Source organism: Chitinophaga sp. ARDCPP14 (assembly GCF_051362515.1).
Lineage (GTDB): Bacteria > Bacteroidota > Bacteroidia > Chitinophagales > Chitinophagaceae > Chitinophaga.
On record NZ_JBKIXB010000009.1, the window covers coordinates 161,655 to 188,613 of the forward strand.

General features: G+C 47.1%; 21 protein-coding genes. 12 read left to right on the forward strand and 9 right to left on the reverse strand.

Annotation, left to right across the window (positions count from 1 at the left end):
- Positions 1-111 precede the first annotated feature (111 nt).
- Both ACLHR0_RS23435 and ACLHR0_RS23440 read left to right on the forward strand, forming a co-directional pair.
- Positions 112-1,095, forward strand: a complete 984-nt coding sequence (locus ACLHR0_RS23435) for a glycoside hydrolase family 43 protein (RefSeq protein ID WP_429047641.1) — start codon at positions 112-114, stop codon at positions 1,093-1,095.
- 90 nt (positions 1,096-1,185) lie between these two features.
- Complete coding sequence (locus ACLHR0_RS23440; protein ID WP_436489948.1) at positions 1,186-3,621, forward strand: TonB-dependent siderophore receptor; 2,436 nt, start codon at positions 1,186-1,188, stop codon at positions 3,619-3,621.
- Between the two features lie 46 nt (positions 3,622-3,667).
- On the opposite strand, the gene ACLHR0_RS23445 is transcribed toward ACLHR0_RS23440, so the two are convergent.
- Positions 3,668-4,915, reverse strand: a complete 1,248-nt coding sequence (locus tag ACLHR0_RS23445; RefSeq protein WP_436489950.1) for an MFS transporter — start codon at positions 4,913-4,915, stop codon at positions 3,668-3,670.
- Positions 4,916-5,032: 117 nt separating this feature from the next.
- Between ACLHR0_RS23445 and ACLHR0_RS23450 the strand changes: the two genes are divergently transcribed.
- Positions 5,033-5,920: a LysR substrate-binding domain-containing protein gene (locus tag ACLHR0_RS23450; RefSeq protein WP_370910299.1), complete on the forward strand. Its 888-nt coding sequence runs from the start codon at positions 5,033-5,035 to the stop codon at positions 5,918-5,920.
- Between the two features lie 64 nt (positions 5,921-5,984).
- Here the strand turns inward: ACLHR0_RS23450 and ACLHR0_RS23455 are convergent, their stop codons facing one another.
- The 4 genes from ACLHR0_RS23455 to ACLHR0_RS23470 form a co-directional block, all read right to left on the reverse strand.
- Positions 5,985-6,968 (reverse strand): hypothetical protein, encoded by a 984-nt coding sequence (locus ACLHR0_RS23455; protein WP_436489952.1) that lies wholly within the window; start codon positions 6,966-6,968, stop codon positions 5,985-5,987.
- Positions 6,969-6,993: 25 nt separating this feature from the next.
- Entirely contained in the window at positions 6,994-8,088 is a 1,095-nt protein-coding gene (locus ACLHR0_RS23460; RefSeq protein WP_429047649.1) for a FecR family protein, read from the reverse strand.
- A gap of 36 nt (positions 8,089-8,124) precedes the next feature.
- Positions 8,125-8,682 carry an RNA polymerase sigma factor gene (locus tag ACLHR0_RS23465; RefSeq protein WP_370910302.1) on the reverse strand — a complete coding sequence of 186 codons (558 nt, stop codon included), beginning with the start codon at positions 8,680-8,682 and terminating at the stop codon, positions 8,125-8,127.
- A 352-nt stretch (positions 8,683-9,034) separates the two neighbouring features.
- The gene (locus tag ACLHR0_RS23470) at positions 9,035-10,366 is read right to left on the reverse strand and encodes a DEAD/DEAH box helicase (protein ID WP_429047652.1); all 1,332 of its coding nucleotides are present in this window, start codon (positions 10,364-10,366) and stop codon (positions 9,035-9,037) included.
- Positions 10,367-10,462: 96 nt separating this feature from the next.
- Between ACLHR0_RS23470 and ACLHR0_RS23475 the strand changes: the two genes are divergently transcribed.
- The gene (locus ACLHR0_RS23475) at positions 10,463-11,389 is read left to right on the forward strand and encodes an NADP-dependent oxidoreductase (protein ID WP_436489955.1); all 927 of its coding nucleotides are present in this window, start codon (positions 10,463-10,465) and stop codon (positions 11,387-11,389) included.
- Between the two features lie 33 nt (positions 11,390-11,422).
- On the opposite strand, the gene ACLHR0_RS23480 is transcribed toward ACLHR0_RS23475, so the two are convergent.
- A complete protein-coding gene (locus ACLHR0_RS23480; RefSeq protein ID WP_436489956.1) occupies positions 11,423-11,809 on the reverse strand; it encodes a winged helix-turn-helix transcriptional regulator in 387 nt (128 codons plus the stop codon).
- Between the two features lie 105 nt (positions 11,810-11,914).
- Here ACLHR0_RS23480 and ACLHR0_RS23485 point away from each other — a divergent pair, with 105 nt between their 5' ends.
- Positions 11,915-12,622 carry a DsbA family oxidoreductase gene (locus tag ACLHR0_RS23485; protein ID WP_436489958.1) on the forward strand — a complete coding sequence of 236 codons (708 nt, stop codon included), beginning with the start codon at positions 11,915-11,917 and terminating at the stop codon, positions 12,620-12,622.
- Positions 12,623-12,949: 327 nt separating this feature from the next.
- Here ACLHR0_RS23485 and ACLHR0_RS23490 read toward each other — a convergent pair whose 3' ends face one another.
- Entirely contained in the window at positions 12,950-13,516 is a 567-nt protein-coding gene (locus ACLHR0_RS23490) for a DUF6934 family protein (protein ID WP_436489960.1), read from the reverse strand.
- 125 nt (positions 13,517-13,641) lie between these two features.
- Between ACLHR0_RS23490 and ACLHR0_RS23495 the strand changes: the two genes are divergently transcribed.
- Positions 13,642-14,598: an ion channel gene (locus ACLHR0_RS23495; protein WP_436489962.1), complete on the forward strand. Its 957-nt coding sequence runs from the start codon at positions 13,642-13,644 to the stop codon at positions 14,596-14,598.
- A 45-nt stretch (positions 14,599-14,643) separates the two neighbouring features.
- Here ACLHR0_RS23495 and ACLHR0_RS23500 read toward each other — a convergent pair whose 3' ends face one another.
- The gene (locus ACLHR0_RS23500; RefSeq protein ID WP_429047663.1) at positions 14,644-16,086 is read right to left on the reverse strand and encodes a sodium:solute symporter; all 1,443 of its coding nucleotides are present in this window, start codon (positions 16,084-16,086) and stop codon (positions 14,644-14,646) included.
- A 317-nt stretch (positions 16,087-16,403) separates the two neighbouring features.
- On the opposite strand from ACLHR0_RS23500, the gene ACLHR0_RS23505 reads away from it, so the two are divergent.
- Positions 16,404-17,336, forward strand: coding sequence for a bifunctional helix-turn-helix transcriptional regulator/GNAT family N-acetyltransferase (locus ACLHR0_RS23505; protein WP_436489965.1), 933 nt, complete (start codon positions 16,404-16,406; stop codon positions 17,334-17,336).
- A gap of 33 nt (positions 17,337-17,369) precedes the next feature.
- Here the strand turns inward: ACLHR0_RS23505 and ACLHR0_RS23510 are convergent, their stop codons facing one another.
- Positions 17,370-17,831 (reverse strand): DinB family protein, encoded by a 462-nt coding sequence (locus ACLHR0_RS23510; RefSeq protein ID WP_370910310.1) that lies wholly within the window; start codon positions 17,829-17,831, stop codon positions 17,370-17,372.
- A 114-nt stretch (positions 17,832-17,945) separates the two neighbouring features.
- On the opposite strand from ACLHR0_RS23510, the gene ACLHR0_RS23515 reads away from it, so the two are divergent.
- From ACLHR0_RS23515 to ACLHR0_RS23535, 5 genes are all read left to right on the forward strand, one after another.
- The gene (locus ACLHR0_RS23515) at positions 17,946-19,583 is read left to right on the forward strand and encodes an acyl-CoA carboxylase subunit beta (RefSeq protein ID WP_436489967.1); all 1,638 of its coding nucleotides are present in this window, start codon (positions 17,946-17,948) and stop codon (positions 19,581-19,583) included.
- A 69-nt stretch (positions 19,584-19,652) separates the two neighbouring features.
- The gene (rnhA, locus tag ACLHR0_RS23520) at positions 19,653-20,114 is read left to right on the forward strand and encodes a ribonuclease HI (RefSeq protein ID WP_429047668.1); all 462 of its coding nucleotides are present in this window, start codon (positions 19,653-19,655) and stop codon (positions 20,112-20,114) included.
- Positions 20,115-20,183: 69 nt separating this feature from the next.
- Positions 20,184-21,902, forward strand: a complete 1,719-nt coding sequence (gene aspT, locus ACLHR0_RS23525; protein WP_436489969.1) for an aspartate-alanine antiporter — start codon at positions 20,184-20,186, stop codon at positions 21,900-21,902.
- A gap of 431 nt (positions 21,903-22,333) precedes the next feature.
- Positions 22,334-25,423 carry a SusC/RagA family TonB-linked outer membrane protein gene (locus tag ACLHR0_RS23530; protein ID WP_436489971.1) on the forward strand — a complete coding sequence of 1,030 codons (3,090 nt, stop codon included), beginning with the start codon at positions 22,334-22,336 and terminating at the stop codon, positions 25,421-25,423.
- An 11-nt stretch (positions 25,424-25,434) separates the two neighbouring features.
- Positions 25,435-26,925: a RagB/SusD family nutrient uptake outer membrane protein gene (locus ACLHR0_RS23535; RefSeq protein WP_370910315.1), complete on the forward strand. Its 1,491-nt coding sequence runs from the start codon at positions 25,435-25,437 to the stop codon at positions 26,923-26,925.
- Positions 26,926-26,959 lie beyond the last annotated feature (34 nt).

The window sequence follows — 26,959 nt, forward strand, 5'->3', positions numbered from 1 at the left end:
TAAATGCCTTTCTGAACGATAAAATTATGAAAAAATATAGCAGATATTTTTCATCTCTTAAGAACGGCCAGCGATTTTTATTATTTTTAACGATTCATAAAATCTGGTTACATGAAAAGATTGATAGCCCTGTTGTTGCTCGCAGGAAGTACGCATGTTACAATGGCCCAGCAGAAAAAGCTGGACAAGTTATCCGGAAACCCCGTATTCCCGGGCTGGTACGCCGATCCGGAAGGAGTGGTATTTGGTAAGGAATACTGGATTTATCCTACCTATTCTGCCGCTTACGAAAAACAGGTGTTCTTCGACGCTTTCTCGTCGCCCGACCTGGTTAACTGGACAAAACACCCGCATATCCTGGATACCGCTTCGGTGAAGTGGGCCAAACGCGCCGTATGGGCGCCGTCCATTATAGAAATAGCGAATAAGTATTACCTGTTCTTTGGCGCCAACGACATACAGAACAACGAGGAAACAGGCGGCATTGGCGTGGCGGTGGCCGACAATCCTGCCGGTCCGTTTAAAGACTATCTCGGCAAACCACTGGTGGATAAGATCATTAATAAGGCGCAACCCATCGACCAGTATGTATTTCACGACAGCGACGGGAAGTATTACCTGATCTACGGCGGATGGGGACATTGTAATATTGCACAGCTGAAACCCGATTTAACCGGCTTCATTCCCTTTGCAGACGGCACTACCTTTAAAGAAATCACTCCCGAAAAATACGTGGAAGGACCCACCATGTTCAAAAAAGATGGTAAGTACTACTTTATGTGGTCTGAAGGCGGCTGGACAGGCCCCGACTACAGCGTGGCCTACGCCATCGCTGATTCCCCGATGGGCCCGTTCAAAAGGATCGGCAAAATCCTGGAACAGGACGCCACCATCGCCACTGGCGCAGGTCATCACTCTGTTATCGGTATTCCGGAGGAAAACCGCTGGTATATAGTGTACCACCGCCGTCCATTAACCGAAAAAGCGGCTAATTCCCGTGAAACCTGTATTGACCGGATGTATTTTGATAAAGACGGTTATATCAAACCAGTGAAAATCACCCGCGAAGGCGTTACCAAAGCGGTGATCCGCTAAACATTTCCCTATTGCGTAAATAAAATTCCGGATACGATTACATTGCCGGTCTTGCCTGCTCCAATTTTGCACCATCAAAAAAAGCAAAATATGATCAGGCAAACCGGCTTAGTTTTTTTATTTATCGTACTCCTTTTTTCACCCGTGTGCCTGCGGGCAGAAGAGGAGAATGCTGGTACCATCAGGGGAAAAGTGATCACCACAGATGGTAAGCCTGCCAGTGATGTAGTCATCCTCTTACAGGAAACGAATGAAACCGCAATATCGGAAACGGATGGATCTTTCGTGTTTAACCGCATAAAACCGGGCAGTTATCACCTCACCGTAACGCTGATGGGGTACACCCCCATAGAGGAACAGGTAGTGGTAAATGCCGGGAAAACCACTACCATCAGGTTGCAGCTGGCCGTTACCAGCAAAGCCCTGAAAGAAGTAGTGGTAACCGGTAACCATAATAAACTCATCAAAACCTCCAGCTACGATGTGGCAAAAATGCCGCTGAAAAACCTGGAAAACCCGCAGGTATACAGCACCATCACGAAAGAACTGTTACAGCAGCAGGTGGTATTTTCAGTGGATGATGCCCTGAAAAATGCACCGGGTCTTACCCGTATGTGGGACGCCACGGGCAGAGGCGGCGATGGTGGCGGTTATTATAACCTCCGCGGGTTTATCACCCAGAGTAAATTGCGCAATGGCCTGGCTGGTAATGTGACCGCTAAAATTGATGCCTATAACCTGGAGCAGGTGGAAGTCATCAAAGGACCGTCTGCCACCTTGTTTGGTAACAGTCTTACTTCCTACGGCGGCCTCATTAACCGCGTTACCAAAAAACCTTACGATCATTTCGGCGGAGATGTTACCTACGCAATGGGCAGTTACGGTTTTAACCGCGTAAGCGCCGACGTAAATACGCCGCTGGACAAGGAAAAGGACGTATTACTGAGAATCAATACGGCCTATAATTACGAAGGCAGCTGGCAGGATTATGGCTTTAACAAAAATTTCTCCTTCGCGCCAAGTTTATCCTATAGGGTCAACGACCGTCTGTCTTTCCTCTTCGATGCAGAATATTCCACGGGACAGAATACCGGTTTGGGTGTGTTTTTCTTCCCGTATATGCAGCCCATGGCTGATCTGGGCACTAACCGCGCCGATGAGCTGAAGATAGATTACAAACGTGCCTATGCAAAGAATGACCTGTACCAGACTTCCCGTAATACCAATATTTTCGGGCAAATGAAGTATAAGTTGTCTGACCAGTGGTCCATGAGCACCAACATCAGCTCTACCAACAGCTTTTCAGATGGTCCTTCTCCCTATTTTTATCTCCTGTCTGACGCCGCGGCTACCGGGGTAGCTGGCGCCAAAGGAAGTAACTATATTTCGCGTAACGACCAGTTTACCGATAACAGCAGGGATCGTATCCTGGAAATACAACAAAACTTTAATGGAGATTTTAACATCGGCAGCCTGAGAAACCGTTTCGTTGGCGGATTGGATTATTTCCATCATAATGCCGACCAGTTCTTTGGTGGCGGTACCTATGATACCATTCCTTCTCACGGCGATATCCCCACCTATTCCAATTTCAATCGCCGTAACCTGGATACATTGTACAATAATCACGGTTTGGCATTTACGTTTCCTATCCGGAACCTTACCAATACTTACAGTGCCTATGTATCGGATTTGTTGAACCTGACCGATAACCTGATAATCATGGCCGCCCTCCGCGTGGATTATTTTGATAACAAGGGCAGTTACAATGATGTAAAAGGTATTTATGAAGGTGGCTACAACCAAACCGCTTTCTCTCCAAAACTGGGTATCGTGTATGAGCCTTTAAAGGACAGGATCTCCATATTCGGTAATTATCAGAACGGGTTTACTAACCAGGTAGGCACCAGTGCTGCGGGGAAAGCGTTTAAACCGGAGCAGGCCAACCAGCTGGAAGGAGGTGTGAAATTACAGTTGTTGAATGGCCGTATTAACAGTACGCTCAGTTACTATAATATCAAAGTAAAAGATGTACTCCGTCCGGATATGGCGAACCCCAATTTCTCTGTACAGGATGGAACGCAGGTGAGTAAAGGATTTGAGGCAGAAGTAATTGCCAATCCTTTCCAGGGCTTTAACATTGTGGCTGGTTTTGCTTATAATGATTCCAAATATGAGGCCGCTGCTAAAGAGGTGGAAGGAATGCGTCCCGGTACTGCTGGCGCGCCTTCAGTAGCTAACCTGTGGCTCAGTTATCGTATATCCGCCGGCGTAGCCGACGGTCTTGGTTTTGGTTTTGGCGGTAATTATGCCAGCGACAATAAAATAGTGAACGACAGAACGGTCGGTACTTTTATATTGCCATCGTACACCGTGTTAAACGGTAGTATTTTCTACGATCAACCCCGTTTCCGCGTGGCGGTTAAAATGGATAACATTACGGATAAGCATTACTGGATTGGCTATACTACTGTAAATCCACAGAAGCTGAGAAGCTTTACCGGAAGTTTGTCGTTTAAATTTTAATAAGAAAAGCCTGGGCGGTGTAGCCTCACAGTCCGGGCTTTTTCAGTTATGCTGCCACACCAGCGCGACGATCCTCCTGTATTTCGTAGTGGTGAAAGCGTAATTTTTTACGATAATAAACAAATACCACTGTAGCCACGGCGCCCGCCAAACCTGCTACAAATACCGTTAACCGCGGACCTATAAAATGTGCCAGCAGCCCGGTGAGCAAACTGCCCACGGGAATAATGCCCTGAAAAGCCATGATATAATAACTGATAGCCCTTGCGCGCATGGTGGGAATAGCGTGTGTTTGAATGTAAGTATTAATAGACGCGGTTTGCGCCATCATACCCACACCGGAAAGCGCCATAAATACCAGTGCCAGCGGCAACCAGCCCGACAGCGACAACAATAGTACGCTGAGCGAAAAAATAAGACTGGCAGTAATGAGGAGCTTTACAAGATCCTTTCCCGGCTTTAGTTTGGCCATGTAAATGGCTGCGGCAATAGACCCAAGACCAGCAGCACTTTCAAACCAGCTGAATGTTTTGGCGTCGCCATTGAAAATGTCTTTGGCAAATACCGGCATCAGGGTATTGAAGGGAATCACAAACAGGCTGCTGGCTGAAAGCATGAGCAGGAGCGACGATAAGTCTTTATCACCGGCGATATAATGAAAACCCTCTTTTAGTTCGGCCCATATGCTCCGGTCCGACCGGAGAACCGGCGGCAGTACAATTTTCATCATCCATAAAGAGATCAGCACCGGCACATAGCTCAGGAAGTTGCTGACAAAGCAGATATCTTCCCCGAAAGTACTCAGGATAATCCCTGCCAGCGCAGGCCCTGCGATGCGGGCAAAATTAGACATCGTGGAATTCAGCGCAATGGCGTTGGGGAGGTCTTCCCTTTTTTCTACCATTTCCACCATCAGCGATTGCCGGCAGGTAACATCAAAGGCGTTGATAACGCCTTGTACCAGCGATAGTAAGATGATGCCCGGAATATTATAGTAACGCAACAGGATCATGAGCGCCAATGCGCCTGCCTGCAGCATGGAAATGATTTGGGTGATCATCAGGATCCGGTAACGGTTGTGGCGATCGATATAACTGCCGGCGTATGGCGACAGGAGCAGGGAAGGAATTAAGCTTACAAAACTCACTACCCCCAGCAGCACTGCCGAGTTGGTGAGGCGGTATACCAGCCAGCATACGGCTGTTTTCTGCATCCAGGTACCTATAAGTGAAACTGATTGTCCGTAGAAGAATAACCGGAAATTCCGGGATTTTAAAGCACGAAAAGCATCCATTTAGAAATCATATTTAGGGTATTGATCCGTTATTGAACTGGTGCAAATTTCGGTAAGTGAAGTATATTTGTTAAATAGATTGTTTTAATGATATTGATTGATAAAAACGATTAGTGCATGGAACTCCGTCAACTGATGTATTTCGTGAAGGCCGCAGAAATGGCGCATTTTACAGAAGCGGCAGCGGCGCTGTACATTACCCAGTCTACTTTATCGCAACAGATCAAGCAGCTGGAAAATGAACTGGGCATGTTATTGTTCGACCGGATCGGCAAGCATGTTCACCTCACAGAGGCAGGCGGGGTTTTCCTGCTGCATGCCCGGCAAATCCTGCTCGACGTGGAGAAAGGCAAACAGGCGATCCAGGATTTGCAGAATATGCTGAGCGGCGAATTACGTATAGGCGTTACGTATGCCTTTACCTCGTTCCTGTTGCCGGCGCTGGCCACTTTCCCGGTAAAATATCCCGGCATCAAAATATTCGTGGAGTATGGTACTACTGAACAGCTGGAGAATAAGCTAAGAGCGTCTGAACTGGACCTGGTACTGGCTTTTCACCAGGATGCGTTTTACAAAGACCTCGAAACTCGTGAGCTGTTCCGTTCCCGGATTGTAGTGGCGGTGTCTAAAAAGAACAAGCTGGCAGGATTAAAAAAGATCAACCTGCAAAGTTTAAATGGTATGGATTTGATCTTTGCCTCGCGGGGTTTCAGCGCCCGTGATTCGCTGGACGAAGTGTTACAGAAGAATAAAATTCAGCCTTCGGTGAAGATTGAAATGAATGATGTGCATTCTATTTTATCATTGGTGGAGAAAGGACATTGGGCTACGCTACTTAACGAAAGGGCCTTGCTGGGATGGAAAAACCTGGTGGCCATTCCTATTGAAGGAAAGGAGTTACAACGCCGGGCATATATCATCTGGCAAAAAGAAACGTATCACAAAAAAGCGGCAGATCTGTTTATAAAGGAATTACTGAAGGAGTTGCCGCCCACAGGGAAGTAAGGCGGCGCCATATGGCACTCAGCAGCAACATAAGTGCTGCCGCCGGGTGACCACAGGTAAGGGGTTATTGTGCGGTTCGCAGTTCTGCGATATTGCATTTATAATATTTTTCAAATACATCTGACAGTTCTTCCCATCCGCTGTATTGGGTGAGACTGGCAATATGCGTGAGTGTACGGTCGGTTTCAATAAGCATTTTAAATACAAATGCCATTTTTTCCTGCAGGATCAGTTCTTCCACAGTGATGAGGAATTCCTGTTCAAATGGTGCTTCCAGGAATTCGGACGCTACGCTAAACCGGTCGCAGAGCGCTTCCTTGCAGGTCGCTTCCGCCGGATGATGAATAATATAATTGGCTATTTCCCGCAGCTTTTCGCGGTAGTGTTCCATCAGCATCAGCGAGGGAGGGCCTTGCAGGTAACGGAGATAGGTAGCGTAAAAGTCGATGGCATTACGCCGGAAGAAAACGTCTGCCGTTTCGCCCACTGCTTTGAAGCTGCGGATCCGGTGCATGATCTGGTAGTTGACTTCATTAAGATGATAAGGAGCTTTTTTAACGGGCTGTTTGTCTGCAGCCGGTTCTTTCAGATTCAACACCTTGAACAGGGGAAATTCAGAGACCAGGTGTTTCGCCGACGGCAGGTGCAGATTTACGTGAAAGTTGATCGTAAATTCCTTTTCTGTGATCAGGGTGGTGGTGTGAGTGGCGCCTTCCCGGGTATTCATTTCCTTTTTGCCCGGTTTCATCTTCATGGGAAAAGCCGCCGCATTTTCAGCAAAACCGGAAATACAAACAGGCAGACAGGCGTTGTCCGGCGCTACCGTGGTAAGTTCCACGCCCTGTTTCAGATGAACCAGGGCGTAGTGGACAGACAGTTCATTGAGCGCTATCTCCTGATCCATGATCACCCCGTTTTCATCAATATCGGCAAAGCATTTGGCATTAGGGATCAGTTGCGACTGCAGGTAGCCGGGAACCTGTTCGTAAGTGGTGCAAACTCTTTTCCCCGGATTGATCAGCAGGTACTTGGTTTTCGGTTGACTCATGGTTAATTTCCTTTGATATTGCCTGTTATTTGAAATGCAATGTACTATCCGCGGTAAAATAATAATCGGTATTTGTAGTGGCTTTTATACCTTCCAGGAGGAAGCCTATCGGTGTATTTTTATCCAGCAAACCGGTGAAGGTTCTGCTGGCAAGGTCAGGATGATCCAGGGTAGCGCGAACGCCGTACCACCGGAAGATGGCATTACATATTTCATCCAGGTGGGTATCAGAAAAGCAGTAAAGCCCTTTCTGCCAGCCCAGTTCTACAGTAGCGTTAAAAGGTTGTGTATCCAGGGTAGCGGCCTCTTTGTTGAAGATAGCCTGCTGTCCGGGTTTCATAGTAACGGTTTTTTTACCGGCTTTCATCCGCACTTTTCCGTCTACCAGGGATACTTTCACCATGCCACTGTCGTAGCTGTTGATATTAAAGCTGGTACCCAGTACTTCCACGGTGCTGTTGGGAAGATGTACGAGGAAAGGTTTACCGGCGCGCTTCGCGATATTCAGGTATGCTTCCCCGTTCAGGGTAATTTCCCTGTCGGCCCCCTTAAAGGTAGCCGGGAAATCCATGGTGGTAGCAGCATTGAGCGTAATTACGGAACCATCCGGGAGGGCTACTTCATAGCTTTTGCCGTGCGGTACTATCAATGAGTGAATGCCTTGCGGCAGGTCGTCTGATGCGTTGAGATAAAGGGTATTGTTTTTATTGGGAATCGTTTTACCGCCAATAGTTACGTTGCCGGCTGATTGGGTCAGGTTGATGGTGGGCTGGCCGGTGATTTCCAGCAGCACATCTTTATTGATGGTGGCCACCGGCGCTGGTTTGGGCGAGGCGAAAAAGTCCCATTTCCAGGCCGAAAATGCTACAAGGGCCATTACCACTGCTGCGGCTGCCCAGGGAAGTATGGTGCGGTACAGTGGCTTTTTCTGCTTAAAGTCAATCACTTCCAGCCACGGGGCAGGAGGGGCTGGGATCTGCATCATGGAAAGTTGTTCCCACTTCTCCCTTACTACTTCGTCTTCTTCGATAAGTTCTTCCAGCAATTGGTCATCTGCTGCGGAAATTCTTCCCGCAAGCTTTTCCGTCATTAGCCTGTATATTTCTTCTGCGCTGTTCATGTACACTATTAACCGTTTATTTAATCTGGCGGGGTATTAAAAAAGGATTTTTTTTAAGGATGCCCTTAAAGTTTTCAGCGCGTTGGCTACCTGTTTTTTTACAGTTTCTTCAGTGGTGTCCATGAAGGCTGCTATTTCTTTTCGCGTTTTATGTTCCTGGTAAGCCAGCCGGAATGCCATCGACTGGCGTTCCGGAAGCTGACTGATGGCGGTTTCCAGCTGCTCTTTCAGCTCGTTGTTTTCCAGCCTGCTTGGAGGAATCGTGTAGGTTTCAGGCAGCATGATTTCCTTTAACCTTTTGTTCCTGGTGGCATCTTTGGCAATTTTATTCAAACAGCGGTTACGTACGCTGACAAAGAGAAAGTTTTTGAGAGAACCGGTGGCGCTCAGGTCTATCCGCGCGCTCAGGTCCTTTTGCCAGAAGTCGACAAAAAAGTCCTGGACCAGCTCCTGGGCCTCGGTTTCGTTTCTGAGTATTGTGTATGCAGTCATATACAACCATTGACGGTAGCTCTCATAAAAATACTGGAAAGCGGAAACACTGCCCGATTTCAGTTGTGCAAGCAATTCAATATCGTTGATAGATGCACTCATGCTGGGATTTAGTTGATAATCGCAGGCCTGGCAACGGCTGCTGTTGTCAAATGGTTACTGATACGCGGTTAGGAAATACGTCAGACAGGGCAGGAAACAGCATGGCTATTTTAAGCAATGAGGAAAAACCACCCGTAAGACAACTGATTTTGATACAATAACATGCACACTACAGAATATATTCGATCAGGGGGTATGGGCGGATTTTTAATTAGAAGTAAAGTTTGTTAATGAATTGTTATTCCGTCATTTCCGGAAGCTGTCTCAGGTGTTTGAAACAGGAATAGGCAGGGGAGCAGGAGGAGGAAAACGGAGTTATTCTGTGCAGTCTGCACAAAATAACCCGCCTTTACTATTTCTTTTTGGCGCCCCTTTTCTTGGGTTTGCCATATTTCAGCATCATCTTTTCTTTGTGGGTCACCTTTTTGTTGGTCTTCATATTTTTAGCCAGCTTCTGGTGAAAAGCAGGGCCTACGTCTTCCCGCTTGGGCGCCTTTACCAGCGTATTCCGCATATGTACCTTCGGTTTTTCATCTTCCGTTAAGACATCAGAAATTACCAAGTCGTCCGGTAATGGCTGCACGGGAATGGCATAATTCATCAGGCTTTCTATCCGCGCCAGGTCTTCTGTTTCTGCGTCTTTGGTAAACAGGATAGAAATTCCTTTCTTATCAGCTCTACCGGTTCTGCCTATACGATGAATATAGTTTTCCGGTACTTCCGGCGTATCAAAGTTGATCACATGCGTTACCTCTGCAATATCCAGTCCGCGGGCAATGATGTCTGTAGCAATCAGGAAACGGTATTCGTTCTGCTGAAATTTACGGACAGTATTAAAACGGTGATTCTGTTCCTTGTTGGAGTGAATAATGCCTACCTGGCCGGGGAATTCCTTCTCCAGCTGCTCATGCAGATCATCCGCCAGTTGTTTGGTGGCGGCGAAAATGAGGGTTTTGGTCATGGTTTTATCGTCCGTGATCAGCATTTCCAGGAGGTTCACCTTTGTATAAAAGTTGGGAACCCTGTATACGATCTGGTCGATGTTTTCCAGTGGGGTACCGGTAGGCGCTGCTTCTATTCTTACCGGGTTATTAAAATGTGTTTCAATCATTTTCTCCACGTCTTCCGTAATGGTAGCGGAAAACATAAGGTTCTGCCGCTTTGGAGGCAACAGGTCCATGATATTTCTTAACTGGGTCCGGAAACCGAGGTTCAGCATTTCATCTACCTCATCAATAATAAGACGCTTTACCAGTTTCACTTTCAAGGCGCCGCTAAGGATAACGTCGTACAGGCGCCCGGGGGTAGCCACGAGAATATCCAGTTTGTCCTGCACCGCCTCCATCTGAGGATTCATATTCACGCCGCCATAAATGCCCAGCACTGACACATTCATGTAGGTAGTGAGCTTTTTAACGGATTCCACCACCTGTACTACCAGTTCCCGGGTAGGTACAATGATCAGTACAGTGGGATATTTTTCTTTCGAAAATTTAAACTGCCGTAATGTGGGCAACAGGTAAGCGAAAGTTTTACCGGTACCTGTTTGCGCAATCCCGCACACATCCTGTCCGGACATGATAACGGAAAAGGCGCGCTGTTGTATGGTGGTAGGTCTTTTATAACCTAATTCGTCTATCGCGTTTAATAATGGGGTATTCAGGTTTAAATCACCAAAAGTCATGATACTACTATAATATGAACCGCAAAGGTAAAGAATTACCAATTATGGATTTGCCCTTTGTAATTCTTATTTCAATACATTAGCATAAAAAAAGCTATGAAAAACCTCCACATACCGGCTATTAGTGTTCAAGCATATGGAGGCCCTGAGCAGTTGCAACTGCACGAGGTGCCCGTTCCGGTGCCGGCAGAAGACCAGGTGCTGATCAAAGTGGTAGCCAGCGGTGTAAACCCGATTGACTGGAAAATAAGAGAAGGATTTATGAAACATCCGTTGCCCTATATCCCGGGTGTAGAAGCCTCCGGTATTATCACTGCAGTAGGCGAGAGTGTATTCGGCAAAAAAATCGGCGATGAGGTATATGGTTCTGTAGATGGCTCCTATGCCGCTTATGCCATTGCGCAGGGCGAAGGTTTATTCCGTAAGCCACCCGGCATATCATTTGAGGAAGCAGCTACCATGGCCGGCGCCAGAACGGCCTGGGGCGCATTGTTTGATGTGGCCGGCCTCGTAAAGGGACAACGCATTCTTATTCATGCAGGCGCAGGCGGAGTGGGGCATTTCGCCGTACAAATGGCCTATAATGCAGGCGCATATGTAATTGCCACGGCCAGTGCAGAGAATCTGGATTTCGTTACCTCGCTGGGCACCAATGAAGTAATTGATTATAAGGCTGCGCCATTTGAAACCCAGGTAGCGCCGGTCGATATTGTATTTGATACTGTTGGCGGAGATACCACGGAAAGATCGCTGGCGGTGCTTAAACCCGAAGGCGTATTATTGTGTATCGTGCAAATGCCTGACGAGGAGAAGGTGGCTGCGGCAGGCGTCCGCGCGCTGTGGGGTGGCACCAAAACACTCGCTTCCATGAAGGAGGTGCATCAATTGCTGGATAAAGGATTGATCCGGCCTTACGTCCGCAAAGTATTTCATTCCCTGTCGGCCGCCGCTGAAGCACAGGAATACAGTAAAAACGGTGGTAGCGGAAGGGGAAAAATAGTACTGAAGATAGCGGAAGAATAAACGTCAGCCGGGGTCATCCTCCGGCTGATGGTATTATTTGCCGAGTATTTTTTTCCGGTGCTGAATGCCCCATTTCTGCAGGGCAATGATCACACTGTCCAGTGTAGCCGCATAAGGCGTTAAGGTATATTCTACCGATACAGGCTGTGTATCGTACACAGTTCGCTTCACCAGCTTATGCGTTTCCAGGTCTTTCAGCTCTTTGGAAAGCACCTTCGACGTTATTTTAGGAATGCTGCGCTCTATATCCCGGAAACGTTTATGACCCCGGGAAACAGCGATGATAATGGGCAGTTTCCATTTTCCGCTGATCACATCCAGCGCGTCCCTTACCGGCATAATCACTTTATGGCAATCGGTATGAGCACTGCTTTCCGCCCCGGGTCTGCCACAATCTATCGTGAGTTCTTCTGTTTTCATCTGCATACAGTTGGTTACCTTTTGTAAAGCACTTACTTTAAGGAAACTGGTTACTTTCTGATAGCAAATATATTAACTTTGTTGGTGGAACTTAAATTTAAATTAATGAAAGTAGAAATATGGTCTGATATCATGTGTCCGTTTTGCTACATCGGCAAACGGAGATTTGAAGCAGCACTGGAGAAATTTCCGGGGAAAGACGACATCACGGTGGAATGGAAAAGCTTCCAGCTGAACCCTTCCCTCAAATCGCAGCCGGGAAAAGATGTATATGACTATGTAGCAGAAATGAAGGGGCAGTCGCGCGAATGGTCGTTAACCGTACACGAACAACTGGCCGGTACCGCCCGTGAAGCGGGTCTTACCTATAATTTTGATAAAGCAGTTATCGCCAATTCTTTTGATGCCCACCGCCTTATTCAGCTGGCGAAACAGCAGGGCCTCGGCGATGCAGCAGAAGAACGCCTGTTTTATGCCTATTTTACGGAAGGTAAAGATGTGAGCGACCATGCCACCCTGCTGGAACTGGGCCTGGAAATCGGGCTGGATAAAGCTACTGTGGAGGCTGTACTGGAAACATCAGAAATGGCCGCCGCAGTGAGCAAGGATGTGGACGAAGCGCAACAACTGGGAATCCGGGGTGTTCCGTTTTTTGTACTGGACCGCAAATACGGCGTGTCAGGCGCGCAACCGGTAGACGCTTTCACACAAACACTGGAACAGGCGTTTGCAGAATGGAAAAGCACACAGCTGGTAACTACACTGGATACCTTATCAGGCCAGGTTTGTACGCCGGACGGAGATTGTCAATAGTTTGATTTTTTATAAGGTAATTGGCTGGTCGATTTTTATAGACGGGCGACTGTAATAAATAGAAATGGCGCAGGAGATTAAATCCTGCGCCATTTCTATTTATTGATTTAATTATAAAGACTTCAATATCGTCATAAAGATATGCGCTTGCTCCCTGGTTTTAATAACCTGGTTGAGTGAGCTTACCCCTCCGGACTTTAGGGTAACCTTGATTTTCTGATCTTCACATTGCTTTGCTTTGAGAAGAAGAGCATCTATTTTTTTTCTGGTTTCTTTGTCCATAATGTTAAAGATATGAAAATAAAATAAATTGATGAAATAATGGTCTTAGGGCTGATATAGTTTGAAAATGAAGTAATTATACAGCTTTTCATATGTAAGCGTAATCTCTTTTTGAATGGACTTGGGTAGTGTTAATATGTCCTCCGGATCAATTGGATGGGATGAATCTTCATCCCTTTCTTTGCGCAAAATTCTTGCGTAATAATTAACTCCGAAGATTCGGAAATACCGGGTGAGAAAATCGTAGTTGTTTTGAATACAGCGAAAATACATATAAGCCCGGGCATTGTTTGAACCATCAATTCCCAGAAAACATGATTGTTTCCTTTCCAGAAATGTCAATGCTGCCAGCACTACAGTTGAAAATACCCTGGAATGGTGTTGGTGATTGAGTTTAATCCGGTCATCAATTTCTCCGTTACTATTAATGGGCCCGAATGATAAATTATAGACATCGGGAATCAAAGGATGAACTGTATCCGAAATATGAATGCCTATTTTTGCAGTATTACCATCTTTCAGACAAGTTTCAAAGCAACAAAGACTAAAATCCGGCTTTAGTATTTCCGTTTCATAACAATCGTTAAAATTTATCTTTAAATTTAGTGCCATTACTTTCCTTTTCTGCAAGAAATCAAATTTTTACTTCCCAACTGTTAATCCCACCCAAACACGATCATCCTGATTCATTATTATCCTCGCATTTCTTCTTAGCTTTACACCTCAAATATCCATTTATGGCGCTTCTGAAAAGAATCAACCCTTTTTCCAGGCAAAACGACGACACCGGCTTTGGTACTAATGCAAATGGCTATGGCGGCCGGTTTATTAACCGCGACGGAAGCTTTAACATCCGCCGGGAAGGCCGTTCGTTTATGCAACGTTTTAATATTTATCACGCCTTATTAAGTGTACCCGCCTGGCAGTTTGCCCTGGTGATCCTGCTTTTTTATTTCTCCATTAACCTCCTGTATACCGGTATTTACTGGTGGATAGGCACGGAAGGATTTCAGGGGATTATCGGTAAAACCGGCTGGGAAAGGTTTAAAGAAGTCTTCTTTTTCAGTACAGAAACCTTTACTACGGTAGGATATGGCCGTGTTAACCCGGTGGGCGACGGCATCAACTTTGTAGCTGCCATTGAAGCAATGACAGGCTTCCTCTCTTTCGCAGTCGCTACGGGTCTTATCTATGGCCGCTTTTCAAAGCCACGCGCACACCTGTTGTTCAGCGATCATGCGCTGATTGCTCCTTACAAGGATAAAACGGCCCTGATGTTCCGCTTCGCTTCTTACAAAGAAAATCATACCCTCACCAACGTGGAAGTGCTGGTAACAGCGGGTGTCCAGGTGCAGGAAAACGGGGAGGCCGTGTACAAGTTTTATAACCTGGCCCTGGAACGAAGCAAAATTGAAACACTGTCGATGAACTGGACCGTGGTGCATCCTATCGACGAAAACAGCCCCTTCCTCGGGTTTACGGCACAGGATATGGAAGTGGCCGATGCGGAAATTTATGTAACGGTAAGAGGCTTTAATGATGTGTATTCCAATACGGTATTGCAACGCACGTCTTACACCTACCAGGAAATTATTTATAACAGGAAATTTATACCGATGTACCGGGAAAGTGATAACGGGAAAACAACTGTGCTGGAGCTGCACCACCTGAATAAAACAAAAGAATTGAAATAGTTTATACCCGGATGCAGTGATCATCACTGCATCCGGATCATATCATTAGTCTTTACGGGAAATCAGCAATAATCCCAGGAAAGTAAACAGCCCGTTGATGATCAGCAGTTCCAGTCCTATCTGGAATTTACCAAAAATATGCGACTGGTAGAGATCCACCACCAGGCAAAGCAACGGCGCAGCTACGCAAACAACCGGCACCAGCGCATCCTGCACTTTGCGTTTGGTTAAAATGCCAAAGGCAAAAAGTCCCAGCAGCGGTCCATAGGTATAAGTAGCTACTTTCAGGATAACGCCTATCATGCTTTGGTTATTCACCCATTCAAATACCATCACAAAAAGAAGGAAGATAAACGCCATCATCAGGTGAATACGCTGACGGTACTTTTTCTTTTCTGCTTCGGACCAGTCGGTGCGCTTTTGCATGTCCAGGATGTCGATGCAGAGCGAAGAGGTGAGGGCCGTCATAGCGCCGTCGGCACTGGGGAACAACGCTGAGATAAGCGCAATGATGAAGATCACTGAAACTACCGGTGGCATATGATGCAATGCCAGTTCCGGGAATAACTTATCGCCGGTGGCTGTTACCTGTTGCTGTGCGCCGTATAAATGAAGCAAACCACCCAGGAAGAGGAACAGGCCAATTACGATTACCATAATAAAAGCCAGCGATACCATGTTCTTCTTGGAATCTTTTAAAGTTTTTACAGAGATGTTTTTCTGCATCATCTCCTGGTCAAGACCGGTCATGGTGATGGTGATGAATGCACCCGCCACAATCTGCTTTATGAAAAAGAGTTTGTCGTTTGGATCGGTGTTAAAAATTTTTGTCAGCCCTCTTTCACCCATGGCGGTGAAGCTTTCACCGAGGCTAAGGTTCATGGTATGCAGGATATAACCTACACAAATTACCAGTCCGGCCAGCATACAGGTTGTTTGCAGGGTGTCGGTATATACAATTGTTTTTACGCCGCCCTCATAGGTATACAGCAATATCATAAATAAGATGATGATGGTCGTTAACCAGAAGGGCACGCCAAAACTGGAGAGGATGGCGTCCTGCAGTATTCTCACCACCAGGTATAGCCTTGCGGTAGCACCGAGTGTACGGGAAAGGATAAAGAAGGAGGCCCCGGTTTTATAGGAGCTTCTTCCAAAGCGGCTGTCGAGGTAATTATAGATAGAAGTTAACTGCAGCCGGTAATAAAGCGGTATCAGCACATAGGCAATCGTAATGTACCCGATAAAATAACCCAGGGTGATCTGCATATAGGAAAAGGCGTCGCGCCCCACCGCGCCGGGCACACTTACAAAAGTAACCCCGCTCAGTGAGGTGCCTATCATTCCAAAGGCCACCAGCATCCAGTTACTGTTGCGGTTACCGATGAAAAAGGAGTCGTTGTTGGAGTTCCGGCCTGTATACCAGGCAACTACCAGCAAAATGATAAAGTAGGCAATGACGAATGAGAATAATAATCCTGGAGACATAAATCAAAAATCAAATTTAATCAAGATACTACTTTCCCGCTAAGGAACAAAAGGACAAAAGGACAAAAGGACAAAGGTAATCAGTATATCCCTCCAATCCTGAAAAACACAAAATCCGCTTAGATCTCCCCGAATCATTTAAAATCCGCTTAGATCTCCCCGAATCATTTAAAATCCAAAGTGATCAAATCCCCCAAATCAGTATAATCAGCGTAATCCTGAGAAAGACAAACTCCGCTCAAGTTACTTGACAAAAGCAAATTAATTATTTGCTTTTGTCAAGTAATTATCTACTTTTGCCTGGAAAACAAGTAACTATGACTGTCGAATCCCCGGTTGTAGGCGATATCCGCCGCTTTAACCGTTTCTATACCGGCATGATCGGGTTGCTGAACCAGCATATCCTGGACAGTAACCTGTCGCTCTCCGAAGTGAGGGTTTTATTTGAAATAGGACAGCTTGGAAAATGTACCGCCGGGCAATTGATTGCCATCCTGAAGATTGATGGCGGGTACCTCAGCCGCCTGCTGAAAAAATTTGAAAAGAATGGGTGGCTGAACAGGCAGCAGTCTACCGCCGACGGACGTACGTTTTTTCTTTACCTCAGTGCTGCCGGTAAAAAAATGCTGGCCGGCCTGGAAGATAAATCTAACCGGGAGATCAGGCAGATCACCAATCATCTCTCCGAAAAACAACAACACCAGGTAGCCGGCGCTATGAAAACCATTGAACAGGTATTGTCTGCGCAGCCGGGTGAGCAAACTTCGGATATCCATATCCGTTATAACCTGCTGCCGGGGGATGTAGGCTACCTCATTTACCTGCACGGGCAGCTGTATGCAAGGGAATCAGGATATAACCTGGAGTTTGAGGCATATGTTTGTAAGACATTCTATGAATTTCTTCCTGCCTATAACCCGGCCAAAGACAGGATGTTCCTTGCTACTGTAAACGATCAGATTGTTGGTTCAGTGGCCATCCTGGGATCTTCCCGCCACCTGGCGCAATTGCGGTGGTTCCTTATCCATCCCGACTTCCGGGGCAAAGGACTGGGAAAGAAACTGCTGCAGGAGGCCATTGCCTTCTGTAAGGAAAAACATTATCAGAAAGTATACCTGATGACCACCAGCATGCAGGAAACCGCCATTGCCCTGTATAAGAATGCCGGCTTCCGCAAAACGGGCGAAAAATATCTGCAGCTGTGGGGACAGCAACTGTATGAACAGCGTTACGATATGGATTTATTTTAAGCATACGCAAGGTATGCCCGGATTCTTTCCCCGTTATGCATATTTATGCAGCAGTACGATCTGCCCCAGGTGATACGCGTCATGTTCCGCCAGCCCCTGTAAATAATAAATGGCCTTGTTTTCTGTTCCGGGAAAGGTGTCAAACAATTCTTTCTCCGGGAACTTCCGGATGGTAGCGGCTATTTGCTCAAAGGAATGGGTCAGCCGGTGAATAGTAGCCTGCCAGTTTTCTTCCCCATGGTTCTCCGGCATATAAAAATCAGGCAGGTCGCCATCCTGCTCCGGCGCTTCATTGTGCATATATCGCTGCACCCGCTGGTGCCAGAATATTACATGATTGACAATCTCCCAGATGTTATTGGATTCTCCGAATGATTTTACCGCCTGCCGGGCGTCAATGCGCGAAAGATGTTCCTGGAAAGTAACATCGATCCAGGGGGTGCCATTGTAAAGATTTTCAAGCGATACGGCTAAATGCTCCAGTAATAAAGACATACAATAGGATTTTTATTTTAAAAGATATCCGGCTTCAAACACCGGTAGCCTTCCCGTTAATCGTAATTTACTGAATTCTTTCCCTTATTTTTAAAGAATATAAAAACCATCGTTATGGATCAGCAGCAATTGGAAACCAACAAAAATGAAGATGCTATGCGGATGGCAATCAGCACCATGAAACAACGCCTGGGCGTAATAGAACAGGGCGGAGGAAAGAAAAGCCTGGAGAAAGTGAGACAAAGAGGTAAGCTCACTGCCAGGGAACGCATTCAATACCTCATCGATAAAGAGACCCCCTTTACCGAAATCGGCGCATTTGCTGCCTACGACATGTACGAAGAATATGGCGGATGCCCCGCAGCAGGTACCGTAGGAGGAATTGGATATGTAAGCGGCCGGCAATGTATGATTGTAGCCAACGACATGACCGTAAAGGCCGGGGCCTGGTTCCCCATGACCGGCAAAAAGAACCTGCGCCTCCAGGAAATCGCCATGGAAAACCGGCTGCCGGTAATTTACCTGGTCGACAGCGCCGGCGTATTCCTTCCCATGCAGGATGAAATATTCCCCGACAAAGAACACTTTGGCCGCATCTTCCGCAACAACGCCCGCATGAGCGCCATGGGTATCACACAAATTGCGGCGGTAATGGGCAGCTGCGTGGCCGGAGGAGCTTACCTGCCCATCATGAGCGATGAAGTGCTCATGGTAGAAGGCAATGGCTCCATTTTCCTCGCGGGTCCTTACCTCGTAAAGGCCGCCATCGGGGAAGACGCAGATGCGGAAACGTTAGGAGGCGCCGTTACCCATACTGAGATCTCCGGCATCGCCGATTATAAATTCAAGTCTGATGAGGAATGCCTCGACCAGATAAAACGCATTGTAAGCAAACTGGGTCATACCGGTAATGCCGGCTTCGACCGGATAGCGCCGCAGCCACCGGCAAAGCCCGCCGATGAACTGGACAGCGTGCTGCCGGCCGACAGTACCCGGCCCTATGATATGCTGGAAGTAATAGACCGTATTGTAGATGCCAACACACTCGACCAATACAAACAGGACTACGGCAAAAGCATCATCTGCGGCTATGCACGTATCGATGGCTGGGCAGTAGGCATTGTTGCCAACCAACGTAAAATCGTAAAAAGTAAAAAAGGCGAAATGCAAATGGGCGGCGTTATCTACAACGACAGCGCCGATAAAGCAGCCCGCTTCATCATGAACTGCAACCAGAAAAAAATTCCGCTGGTATTCCTCCAGGACGTAACAGGATTCATGGTAGGCAGCAGAAGCGAACATTCCGGTATTATCAAAGATGGGGCAAAACTGGTGAATGCCGTTGCTAATTCCGTGGTGCCAAAAATTACTATCATCGTTGGTAATTCATATGGCGCGGGCAACTATGCGATGTGCGGCAAAGCCTATGATCCACGCTTTATATATGCCTGGCCATCCGCTAAAATTGCGGTGATGGGAGGAGAGCAGGCCGCCAAAACATTATTGCAGATCCAGGTGGCTTCGCTGAAAGCAAAAGGACAGGTGATCACCCCGGAAGAAGAAGCCCGCCTGCTGAAAGAAATTACCGATAAATATTACGCACAAACCACTCCTTACTACGCCGCTTCCAGGTTATGGGTAGATGATATCATTGATCCCGCCGATACCCGGATAAGAATTGCAGAAGGTATTAAAGCTGCCAACAACGCACCGGTGGATCAGCCTTTTAGTGTAGGCGTATTCCAGGTGTAAAGAACGGAGGGGAAAGTGTTCGATCCCCTCCGCACTTTTCCTTATCTTCGCGCTTCTTTAAAATTGAACATGGCTGAACTGGTAGTATATACAGATGGTGCATCCCGCGGTAATCCCGGTCCGGGTGGGTATGGCGTGGTGCTTATATGGGGAAATGTCAGGAAAGAATTATCCCAGGGATACCGCAAAACCACCAACAACAGGATGGAACTGCTGGCTGTTATTGTTGCACTGGAAGCACTGAAGAAAGATGGCGTAACCGTCACCATTTTTACCGACAGTAAATATGTGGTGGATAGTATTGAGAAAGGATGGTTATGGGGCTGGGTAAAAATTAATTTTAAAGATAAAAAAAATAAAGACCTCTGGTTACGCTTTATCCCCTTGTTTAAAAGACACCAGGTAAAAATGCAATGGGTGAAAGGCCATGCCAGCAACCCTTTCAATAACCGTTGTGATGAACTGGCCACACAGGCCGCCGACAGCGGTAACTGGCTGATTGATGAAGGTTTTGAAAACGGATTGGCTTAAAGAATAACACACTCCTTACCGAACCAACCGGCAATCATAATTGTAATATAAGCGCAAACTTATATTCCGATGGTGCTCTCCTGGTTCACAGATACGTTGCAGAAATACCCCGAAATAGCAGTGATGCTAACCCTTCTGACAGGCTTCCTGATAGGCAGGGTACATATAAAAGGCTTTACACTCGGCACTGTTACAGGTGTTTTATTAGTGGGCATTGCCATCGGAAGCTTTCACATCAATATACCCTCAGAAACAAAATCTATTTTCTTTCTCTTCTTTTTGTTTTGTACCGGCTATGGTATCGGTCCGCAGTTTTTCCAGGGACTTAAAAAAGACGGATTGCCATTGGCGCTGTTCTCCTTTATAGTATGCTGCAGCAGTTTGCTATTTTGCTGGGGATTGGCCTCCCTGCTGCGTTTTGAAACAGGTACCACTGCGGGGTTAATGTCCGGCGCCAATACCTGTTCCGCCATTATTGGGGTGGCGTCAAATACCATCGGTGAACTTAATATTACCGACGATGAAAAGAATACGCTCATCAACCAGATCCCGGTCGCTTATGCAGTCACCTATATTTTTGGTACCGCCGGTACCAGCTGGTTCCTTTCTGTAATAGGGCCGTGGTTTATGTCTGGCAGCCGTGCAAAGCTCATCGAAGAAACCAGGGAAATGGAAGCGAAAGTAGCAGAGGCCGGTGCAGAAGGAGAGGAGAATATTACCAATGCCTACGACCAGGTGGCTTTCCGCGCTTACCTCGTTAGTGCAGAACTTACCGTTGATGGCAAAACCATCCGTGAAATAGAAAACCTACTTCACGACAAGAAAAGGTTCCTCTATATTTTACGGGTAAGACGGGAAGGAAAGCTCATGGAAACTTCCCCTGATTTTATAATAAAGCCGGGAGATATTATTGCAGTCAGTGGCCAGCGTGCAGCGGCCATTGCGTCAGTATCTTTGTTGGGAAAAGAAGTAGCCGATGAGGAACTGCTCACGTTCCCGGTACAGTCAATAACATTGATCATTACCAGCAAGGACGCCAATAATAAGCCGCTGAAAGCATTTTCAAAACATCCCGAATTTCATGGTATCAGCGTGCGTAAAATTCTGCGTTCCGGTATGGAGATGCCACTGCATGCATCTACTGTTATACAGAAAGGAGATATGGTAGAATTGGTGGGCATCCAGGAAGACCTTGATAAGGCGGTTGCGTTGTTAGGTTATAAGGAAAGCAGTGGGGTGGAAACAGATATTGTTTATCTCGCAGCAGGCATTGTGGCCGGTACTTTATTTGGCAGTTTGAGCATACATATTGGCAGTGTGCCTGTAGAGCTGAGTACCAGTGGCGGGGCGCTGATAGCAGGTCTTGTTTTCGGCTGGATGCGTGGTATTCATCCCCGGTTTGGTTACATCCCGGCTGCCTCGCAATGGGTGCTGACCAAACTGGGGCTGCATGTATTTATTGCCATTGTTGGGCTGAGCGCCAGTGAAGGATTTTTGCAGGGATTGAAAGAAGAAGGGGTCACTCTTTTCCTGGCCGGTGTGGTGCTAAGCCTGCTGCCAATGGTGCTGGCACTGTTCCTGGCGAAGTATGTATTTAAATTTCACCCGGCCATTGGTCTCGGGGCCTGCGCGGGAGCGCATGATGAATCAGCACCACTGCTGGCCATACAGGATGCCATCAACAGCAAAGTGCCCGCACTGGGATATACCGTGGCATATGCAGTAGCGAATATTACACTCACTACCTCCGGCGTCATCATCGTGCTGCTGATGCATAAAGGCAGTTGATGTTCCCCGCTCATCACATTTTTTAACAATGAAATCCACGTCTGTACTGAAAACCTGCTCTGATGAAAAATCTTTTCCTCAACATTTTTAACAATTCTTTTGTTTTTAATTATGAAAGCATATAGCTTTGCGTCCCATTAGTCTATAGGAATTATAGGATAATAGAACGGAATAATTTAAAGAATTGCTTATGGAGAATATTACCCAACCATATTGTTTAAGCAACTATTGTTGTTGCCATCATTAAGACGTAAGAAATATTTGTCTGCTTAACCACAGCAGGTTACAACGATCAATAACTGTTTCCGGAACTCCGTCTGTACCGGCGTTAAAAACAATGGGATACAAAACTGCAATGCCTGTTCAATAACAGACAGGGGCAGGTATTGCCAGGAAAAACCAGATCACTGCAAAACTCTCAACATTTTACTATGTTACAACGACTACTCCTCTTTCTACTGCTTATTGGACCCATGGCAGTATTTGCACAAACACGTACGGTGACCGGTCGTGTTTATTCCGCGAAAGATAATTCGCCCTTACCGGGTGCTTCGGTGGTGATTAAAGGCACTACCAGCGGCACGGTGAGTGATCCTGAAGGTAACTTCAGTCTCCAGGTAACTGATCCGGCCGCTACTACGCTCGTGATCCGCTACATTGGCCTGGAACAACAGGAAGTACCCATCAGCACATCTCCCATCAATGTATCGCTCCGTTCTTTGGGGAAAGACATTGATGAAATTGTAGTGGTAGCTTATGGTACTGCTAAAAAGAGTTCCTACACCGGTTCTGTCTCGCAAATTAAAAGTGAGGAACTGGTAAACAGGCAGGTATCCAGCGTTACCAAAGCATTACAGGGGCTTGCAGCTGGTGTGCAAAGCACGTCTACCAGCGGTCAGCCGGGCTCTGATGCCACCATCCGCATCCGCGGTATCGGCTCCATCAACGCGTCCGCCGATCCGTTATACGTGGTAGACGGTGTGCCTTACGGAGGCAGCCTGAATGCGATCAACCCCTACGACATTGAATCCATCAGTGTACTGAAAGATGCTGCCTCCAGCGCGCTGTACGGCTCCCGTGGCGCCAATGGCGTGGTGATTATTACTACGAAGAAAGGCAAGAAGCAGGGAAGTAATATAGACGTTCGCGTTAGTCAGGGTTTTTCAAAAAGAGCGGTCGATAACTACGACCGGGTAAGCACCGATCAGTATTTTGAAATGTACTGGGAAGCCATCCGTAACGGTGGCCTCACCAGTGGCTTATCGCCCGCTACCGCAGCCACCCAGGCCAGCAGTAGTCTTATCAGAAGGGTAGGGATTAACCCCTATGGCACCGCGTTTCCGCAGCCTGTTGGCACCGACGGCAAACTGGTAGCCGGCGCTAAAGCCCTGTGGGACGATAACTGGGACGATGCCATGCAAAGAACCGGGAAACGTACCGAAGCAGATGTGGCCCTCAGCGGCGCTACCGAAAAATCGAGGTACTATGTTTCCGGGGGATACCTGAATGACCAGGGTATTTATCTTGCTTCCGGTTTCAAACGCTATAACCTCCGCAGCAATATTGATATTGATGCCAAGAAATGGTTGAAGGTAGGACTGAACCTGAATGGTACGCACTCCGAACAGGATGCACCTCCTTCAGAAGACAGCCGCTCTGATAACTATGTAAACTATGGCCGCCTGATGTCAAATTTCTATCCTATTTATGAGCGCGACCGGGCCACCGGCGCCTATATCCTGGATGCCAACGGCAATAAGATCTTTGACTATGGCAGTTACCGCCCCAGCGCTGCCAATACAAACACCAACCTGGTGGCCACATCCGCTATCGATAAACACCGCCTTACCCGCGATGACTTATCGGCCCGCCTGTACGGCGAAGCCACCATCTGGCGCGGACTTAAATTCAAATCAAGTTACAACGCCGATTATACCGCCAAACAACAATATGATTATACAAACCCAACCCTGGGCTTTGATGCAGAAGTGGGCGGAACAGTAGAACGGTTGAACACCCGCGTATTCAGCTGGACGTTCAACAACATCTTCACCTACGAAGAAACATTTAATGAAAAGCATCACCTGAACCTGCTGGCAGGCCAGGAAGCTTATAAATACACCACTACCTTTTTAGATGGTCAGAAATCCGGCTTCTCCCTGCCAGGACTGGAAGAGCTGTCGGATGCCTCTCTCATCAAGGATCTGCAGGGATATACTGATACGTACACGCTCTCCAGCTTCCTGGGCAGGGCTGAATACGACTATGTAGGGAAATATTTCTTATCGGCTTCCCTGCGCCGCGACGGATCTTCCCGTTTCGCACCCAATCACCGCTGGGGTACTTTCTGGTCCGTGGGCGCATCCTGGAAATTAACAGAGGAAAGTATTCTTAAGAATAGTTCCTGGCTTAACCTGCTAACACTCCGCGCCAGCTACGGCGGACAAGGCAACGATAACCTCGGTGATGACGCATTTTACAACTACTACCCGCTGCTGAATGTAAACAGCAACCTTGGTGAAGGTGGTACCTATCGTCGCCAGGTATACAATCCGAACCTGCAATGGGAAACCAATCTGAACCTGAACGTTGGTGTGGATTTCAGCATGTTTGAAAACCGTTTGGGCGGTACCATAGAGTACTTCCAGCGCAAATCACAGGACCTGTTGTATTCCAGGCCTATGGCGCCTTCAGTAGGTTACTCGGCGGTAGATGAAAATATCGGCGCACTGAAAAATACCGGGGTGGAAGGTTCCATACACGCAGTGCCGGTGAAAACAAAAGATTTCAGCTGGTCCATTGACCTGAACGCTACTCACTATAAGAATAAGATTACGGAGCTGCCGCAGAAAGAAATTATCAGCGGCACCAAGAAACTCATGGTAGGTAAATCTATCTATGATTTTTACCTGAGAAAATGGGCAGGTGTAAACCAGGAAACAGGTTTGCCAATGTGGTACATCGATAATGCAGATGGCACCAAAGGTACTACCGGCAACTATTCTTCGGCTACACAGTATTATAACGGTTCCTCCCTGCCGGATGTATACGGCGGTTTCACCAACACATTTACCTACAAGGGATTTTCATTGTCGTTCCTGATGGTGTACAGTCTTGGTGGTAAAGTACTGGACCAGGATTACCTGTTCCTGCTGGGTACCGGGACCTCCGCAGGCCGCCCTTTCAGCACGGAAATGCTGAACCGCTGGACGCCCACCAACAAGGTAACGGATGTGCCTAAACTCACTACCGTACAAACCAACTGGACATCCGTTTCCGACCGGTTCCTGTACGATGCCAGCTACGCCCGCCTGAAGAGCCTGAACATCAGCTATAACCTTCCTAAATCATTAATGGATAAAGCACATCTTAATAACGTACTCGTATATGTGCAGGGAGAAAACCTGTTCACGATCTATAACCACCAGGGCCTGGATCCGGAACAATCAGTAGGAGGTACTACCTACTATCGTTACCCGGCCATCAAATCCATTTCTGCAGGTATTAATCTGAGCTTCTAAAAATTACGACCATGAAAAAGAATATATTCTTAATAATAATCGCAGCTTTGGTATTAGGCGCCTGCAACAAGGACTTCCTGGATACCAAACCAACCAATGCCGTACCCGACGACCAGGTGTTTAATACTGCCGACAACGTGGAAACGGTGATCAACGGTACCTGGGCATATATGTTTGAAGAATTCTTCACCTTTGCAGTGCCAGGTTATAAATCCATTCATCTCACCAGCGACGCCATGGGCAGCGATGTAGCGGTAACGCAATCGTATGGCCTGCGTGATTCGTATGGATATACTGAAATGACGGACAATACGAAAAACCGGGTAAATGCTTTCTGGACCATTCTTTACAAGGTGATCGACAACTGTAATAATGTAATCGCGAAAGTAGATAATGCCACCGGCGACGAGGACAAAAAGAAACGTCTTAAAGGCCAGGCATACGCCCTGCGCGCCAATTGCTACCTCACGCTCGCATCTTTTTACCAGTTTAACAGAACCGGGACAGAAAAAGCCATCCCGATCTACACGGAACCATCCGGCCCGGCCACTGCAGGAAAGGCAAAATCAACCGTAGCAGAAGTATACAAACAGGTAATCGACGACCTGCAGAAAGCGCTGCCGCTGTTACAGAATTATCAACGCAACGCTACCCAGAAATGGAAAATTGATCTCAATGTAGCCAATGGCTTACTGGCCCGTGCTTACCTTTACAACCGCCAATGGACAAGCGCTGTCACCGCTGCCGTAGCGGCCCGCAATGGTTATCCCCTGATGTCGGGCGATGATTATAACAAAGGATTCAGCGATATCAATAATGGGGAGTGGATCTGGGGACATGCACAAACGCCTAATCAAAGCAATGCCAGCTATAACTTCCATTTCCTGGATGTTTCCAGCCCGGCCTCTTACTACCAGAGCTTTATGGCAGATCCTTACTTTAAGAATTTCTTTGATAGTGCAGACGTACGTTTCCGTTTATTCGACTGGGATACCCTGCCTGACCAGGAAGGCTACCTGCGCTATAAAAAATTCCGTTTCCGTGATGCCGGCGCACTGGTGGGCGACCTGGTACTGATGCGCTCCGCAGAAATGTACCTGATTGAAGCAGAAGCCTATGCCCAAAGCGGCAACACTGTCAAAGGTGCGGAAGCCCTCAATGTATTGCGTGCAGCGCGCAACGCTACGCTTTATAAAGGCGGCGGCAGCCTGGTGGATACCATCCTGGTGGAAAGAAGGAAAGAGTTGTGGGGAGAAGGATTTTCATTGTCTGATATTATTCGTACAGGCGGTACCGTAGTAAGGAAGCCATTCCTTTCTTATAACGGGCAGGATAGCATCATCAGTGTGCCAAGAGGCGATGGTACCTTTGTAGAAGTGCCTGCACAGGGGCATCTTACACTGAAACAACCGGATGGAACACCGTTTGTGCCATACAGTAAATATTACCTCTTTGCCATTCCAATTACGGAGTTGCAGAACAATCCGAATATCAATAATTAAAGCATATAAAAAAGCCCCCGGAATTTCCGGGGGC

What these genes read in the sequence shown, in the direction of transcription:
- ACLHR0_RS23470 (WP_429047652.1), bottom strand. Translation starts at nt 10,366, where the DNA reads ATGACTTTTGGTGATTTAAACCTGAATACCCCATTATTAAACGCGATA.
- rnhA (WP_429047668.1), top strand. Translation starts at nt 19,653, where the DNA reads ATGGCTGAACTGGTAGTATATACAGATGGTGCATCCCGCGGTAATCCC.
- ACLHR0_RS23535 (WP_370910315.1), top strand. Translation starts at nt 25,435, where the DNA reads ATGAAAAAGAATATATTCTTAATAATAATCGCAGCTTTGGTATTAGGC.
- ACLHR0_RS23490 (WP_436489960.1), bottom strand. Translation starts at nt 13,516, where the DNA reads ATGGCACTAAATTTAAAGATAAATTTTAACGATTGTTATGAAACGGAA.
- ACLHR0_RS23505 (WP_436489965.1), top strand. Translation starts at nt 16,404, where the DNA reads ATGACTGTCGAATCCCCGGTTGTAGGCGATATCCGCCGCTTTAACCGT.
- ACLHR0_RS23515 (WP_436489967.1), top strand. Translation starts at nt 17,946, where the DNA reads ATGGATCAGCAGCAATTGGAAACCAACAAAAATGAAGATGCTATGCGG.
- ACLHR0_RS23445 (WP_436489950.1), bottom strand. Translation starts at nt 4,915, where the DNA reads ATGGATGCTTTTCGTGCTTTAAAATCCCGGAATTTCCGGTTATTCTTC.
- ACLHR0_RS23530 (WP_436489971.1), top strand. Translation starts at nt 22,334, where the DNA reads ATGTTACAACGACTACTCCTCTTTCTACTGCTTATTGGACCCATGGCA.
- ACLHR0_RS23455 (WP_436489952.1), bottom strand. Translation starts at nt 6,968, where the DNA reads ATGAGTCAACCGAAAACCAAGTACCTGCTGATCAATCCGGGGAAAAGA.
- ACLHR0_RS23500 (WP_429047663.1), bottom strand. Translation starts at nt 16,086, where the DNA reads ATGTCTCCAGGATTATTATTCTCATTCGTCATTGCCTACTTTATCATT.
- ACLHR0_RS23465 (WP_370910302.1), bottom strand. Translation starts at nt 8,682, where the DNA reads ATGAGTGCATCTATCAACGATATTGAATTGCTTGCACAACTGAAATCG.
- ACLHR0_RS23485 (WP_436489958.1), top strand. Translation starts at nt 11,915, where the DNA reads ATGAAAGTAGAAATATGGTCTGATATCATGTGTCCGTTTTGCTACATC.
- ACLHR0_RS23495 (WP_436489962.1), top strand. Translation starts at nt 13,642, where the DNA reads ATGGCGCTTCTGAAAAGAATCAACCCTTTTTCCAGGCAAAACGACGAC.
- ACLHR0_RS23475 (WP_436489955.1), top strand. Translation starts at nt 10,463, where the DNA reads ATGAAAAACCTCCACATACCGGCTATTAGTGTTCAAGCATATGGAGGC.
- ACLHR0_RS23450 (WP_370910299.1), top strand. Translation starts at nt 5,033, where the DNA reads ATGGAACTCCGTCAACTGATGTATTTCGTGAAGGCCGCAGAAATGGCG.
- ACLHR0_RS23480 (WP_436489956.1), bottom strand. Translation starts at nt 11,809, where the DNA reads ATGAAAACAGAAGAACTCACGATAGATTGTGGCAGACCCGGGGCGGAA.
- ACLHR0_RS23440 (WP_436489948.1), top strand. Translation starts at nt 1,186, where the DNA reads ATGATCAGGCAAACCGGCTTAGTTTTTTTATTTATCGTACTCCTTTTT.
- aspT (WP_436489969.1), top strand. Translation starts at nt 20,184, where the DNA reads ATGGTGCTCTCCTGGTTCACAGATACGTTGCAGAAATACCCCGAAATA.
- ACLHR0_RS23460 (WP_429047649.1), bottom strand. Translation starts at nt 8,088, where the DNA reads ATGAACAGCGCAGAAGAAATATACAGGCTAATGACGGAAAAGCTTGCG.
- ACLHR0_RS23510 (WP_370910310.1), bottom strand. Translation starts at nt 17,831, where the DNA reads ATGTCTTTATTACTGGAGCATTTAGCCGTATCGCTTGAAAATCTTTAC.
- ACLHR0_RS23435 (WP_429047641.1), top strand. Translation starts at nt 112, where the DNA reads ATGAAAAGATTGATAGCCCTGTTGTTGCTCGCAGGAAGTACGCATGTT.